This window comes from Candidatus Egerieousia sp., assembly GCF_056211015.1.
Genome location: NZ_JBAELF010000099.1, coordinates 1 through 3,622, shown reverse-complemented (window position 1 = coordinate 3,622; position 3,622 = coordinate 1). Strand labels below are relative to the sequence as shown.

General features: G+C 48.9%; 5 protein-coding genes. All 5 read left to right on the top strand.

What is annotated here, in order from left to right; translation table 11 throughout:
* A partial coding sequence (locus tag AC06L3_RS07155; protein ID WP_475669934.1) for a hypothetical protein occupies window positions 1-271 on the top strand: 271 nt, incomplete at its 5' end.
* Between the two features lie 33 nt (window positions 272-304).
* Entirely contained in the window at window positions 305-1,219 is a 915-nt protein-coding gene (locus AC06L3_RS07150) for a S66 peptidase family protein (RefSeq protein ID WP_475669933.1), read from the top strand.
* A 1-nt stretch (window position 1,220) separates the two neighbouring features.
* On the top strand, window positions 1,221-1,916 hold the full coding sequence (locus tag AC06L3_RS07145) for a 4Fe-4S dicluster domain-containing protein (RefSeq protein ID WP_475669932.1): 696 nt from the start codon (window positions 1,221-1,223) through the stop codon (window positions 1,914-1,916).
* Window positions 1,917-1,950: 34 nt separating this feature from the next.
* Window positions 1,951-3,021, top strand: coding sequence for a heterodisulfide reductase-related iron-sulfur binding cluster (locus AC06L3_RS07140; protein ID WP_475669931.1), 1,071 nt, complete (start codon window positions 1,951-1,953; stop codon window positions 3,019-3,021).
* Between the two features lie 21 nt (window positions 3,022-3,042).
* Window positions 3,043-3,622 (top strand): FAD-dependent oxidoreductase (locus AC06L3_RS07135; protein ID WP_475669930.1); only part of this gene is annotated, 580 nt, incomplete at its 3' end.

Below are 3,622 nucleotides of genomic sequence, written 5' to 3'. Positions count from 1 at the left end.
ATGGGCGTTCCGTGAAACAAACAGACTTGCAACAATCTACTGGGACAAGACACGCAAGGTTCTTGAGCCTTGGCAGAGCAATTTCGAGAAACTTATGATGATGGAGAACAAGGTGATTGAGCAGGAGGCTGCACAGCTTATCAAGGACGGCAAGGACGACCAGGCCGCCGAGCTTCTCAACACTTACAACGATTCCTTCTTCACAATGGTTTCAGGCAAGTGGAAGGAACTCAAGGCAAGGATTCTTGAGATATTCGTAAGAAGCATGTAACTGAAAGATTGACTTTTATAATATCATTTTCAAATGAAGCAGTATTTAAGACCACCATATCTGAAAGAGGGTGACACCGTATATGTAATGGCTGTGGCTTCTTCTCTTACCGAGGAAAGCCGCAAGTCAAGACGCTGGATTGACCTGTATGAGAGCTGGGGACTCAAGATAAAGACCGGCAGGCATCTGCTTGATGCGCTTCCGGGCGAGTTCGCCGGCAAGGATGAGGACAGGGCGGCTGATTTGGAGGCGGCTCTGAAGGATCCTGAGGTAAAGGCCATAATTTCTTATAGAGGTGGATATGGAACCATGCGTACAATGGATGTCATGGACACAAGCCTGTTCAAGAAATATCCTAAATGGCTTGTTGGTTTCAGTGACATTACAATTGCCCATGCAGTTCTCCAGGATATGGAGTTGGAGTCAATCCACGGCATAATGCCAAGCCTTCTTGGAGAGGATTCCCTCCTTTCCGAGCAGACCTTGCACCAGGCTCTCTGGGGAGAGCTGGAGGGCTACAGGGTAGGTCCTCACAAGTACAGCAGACCGGGCCACGCACAGGGACGTCTTGTAGGCGGAAACCTTGCGCTTTATATTTCAACTCTTGGAACAGTATGGGAGAACAAGTTTGATGAGGACTCCATACTGTTCATAGAGGACATCACCGAGAGAATGTACACGGTTGACAGAATGCTGCGCACACTCAAGTGCGGCGGCAGGCTCGCAAAGCTCAAGGGCATAATCATAGGCCAGTTCTCAGAGATAGGAGGTGAGGATGAGTGGCAGAGGAAGGTTTATGACCTTATCAATGAATATACGGCTCCGCTGGGTATCCCTGTGATTTTCGGATTCCCTTGCGGTCACGAGCAGCCTACCTACAGCCTCTACATGGGCAGGGAAATCACCATCGATGTGGATGAGAATGGCGCTGAACTGAAATTCTTGTAAAATGGGTAAACTTTTTGACAGGCTTGCACAGGATTACAGGGTGAAGGAGGGGCTCAAGGCTTGCATAAACTGCGGTACCTGCTCCGCAATATGCCCTGCTACGGAATTTTACAAATACGACCCTAAGACAATAGTGAACATCGTACAGACAAAGGACGATGCTCAGATAGAGGAGCTGCTCAAAAGCGAGATGATATGGTATTGCGGTGAATGCATGTCCTGCCTTACCAGATGTCCGCGAAAGAACGCTCCCGGCCTCATTGTCATGGCCTTGCGTTCCTTGTCCATTGACATGGGCTATTTCGTGTACAGCGAGAAGGGCAGACAGCAGCTGCCTCTTACGCGCCGTATGCAGACCAATATCCTCAATTACGGCTATTGCGTTTATCCAAGGACTTTCCACTACGAGGAACATCCCGAGTACGGACTTGTAGGGAAATGGTTGAACGAGAATATGGAAACCATGTATGAGAGGCTTGGTGCGCATCTTGACCAGGTCGGTCCTGGAGCGCTGAGGAAGATTCCTCAGGAATCGCTCGACGAGCTCAAGGCCATCTTTGATGTTACCGGCGGCACGGAAAGAATGAAGATTGTGGAGGAGGCTTCACGCAAGGTTGCTGCCGAAATGGGCATGACACTCGAGGAACTTGAGGAGAAGTCATTCAACGAAACATCCGATGTCCATCTGAACCAATGATGGTAAGGAATTAACAAGTGAAACAACAGTATTAATGATATTTCAAGGAAAACAGAAGATTTGGTCCGAATACCAGAAGGATATTCCCGATGATCATTATTTTTATGTGAGGAGCTGCATAAGGCAGAGCTTTTTCCCCGCTTCGGAGAAGACTTTTCTGGATATCGTGAAGAACAGGCTCGGCAAGGACTTCTTTGAGACGCCGCATCATACTACCTGCGGAGGCATTGCTTATCATTCCGAGGCAATACCTCAGGAAACCATGATGACCATCATAGCCCGTCAGTTCGCACTTATGACGGAGAACGGCTATGAGAACTATGTGTGCAGCTGCATTACATCGTTCGGCCTTTATACAGAAGTCATGGAGGACTGGAGGAACTTTCCTGAACTTGAAGCCAGGATAAGGGAGAATCTCTGGAAGGCTACAAAAAGGGAGTTCAAGGTTCCGAAATACCTTGCCCATGCCAGCGATATCATTTACAAGTTCCGCAATGAGATAGCCGAAAGGGCAAAATACAGGCTTGTGAACAGATATACCGGCGAACCGCTCAAGGTGGTTGAACACATTGGATGCCATTATGCCAAGATGTTCCCGTCCAAGGGCGTGGGCGGTGCGGAATATCCTTACGTGCTTGCGGGAATGATAGAAAGCTGGGGCGGTGAGGTCATAGATTATCCGGAGAGAAGGCATTGCTGCGGATTCGGGTTCAGACAGTATCTGGTAAAGGCCAACAGGGGTTATTCAATGTCGAACACATACAAGAAGTTCGAATCCATGGAGCCGTTCGAGCCGGATATGATAATCACCAACTGTCCGGGATGCCCGTATTTTCTGGACCGCTGGCAGTATGTGATTGCAGAGCAGACAGGAAAGACTTACGGCAAGGATGGATATGGCATTCCTGTATTCACATACGAGGAGGTTGCCGGTCTGGTACTTGGATATGATCCCTGGGACCTCGGACTGCAGACACATCAGGTTGCCGTTGAGCCTCTGCTTGACAAGATTGGCATTCCTTACAAAGCTGAAGACAAATACAAGGGCGCAGGCGGAAAGATTATTGCACCGCCTGAGTTCCCTATGAATATAAAATGCTGCTAAGAGCGGCTGAACTTATTGATTATGAAAGAAAACGTAGTTGTGATTGGCGGTGGAGCCAGCGGTCTGGAAGCATCGCGCAGATTGAGGGACCTGGGTTACATTCCTGTTCTAATTGAAAAGGATGCATCTCTGGGCGGACATCTTGCACATTGGAACAGACTGTTCCCGCAGATGATAGCTGCCAGGGATGTCCTGGAACCGCTTATCTCCGATCTGGACGGTATAAAATACTTCACATCAACCGAGGTTGTGTCAATCAACAGACTCAAGGATACATACGTTGTGAAGTTCTCCAACGGACTTTCCGCACAGGTCAGGTGCATTCTGGTAACCACCGGTTTCCAGCTGTTCCCTGCTCAGAAAAAGCAGGAATACGGATATGGCATATATGACCGCGTGATTACCAACGCAGATCTGGAGAACTATTTCAATACGGGCAAGGATGAGCGCGTGATGAATCCGGAGGTTATAGGTTTCGTCCACTGCGTGGGCTCGCGTGATGAGAAGGCCGGCAACAGACAGTGCTCCAAGGTCTGCTGCGCCACGGCTGTGAAGCAGGCAATGGAAATAAAGGAGAAATTCCCTGATGCCGTTGTGTATT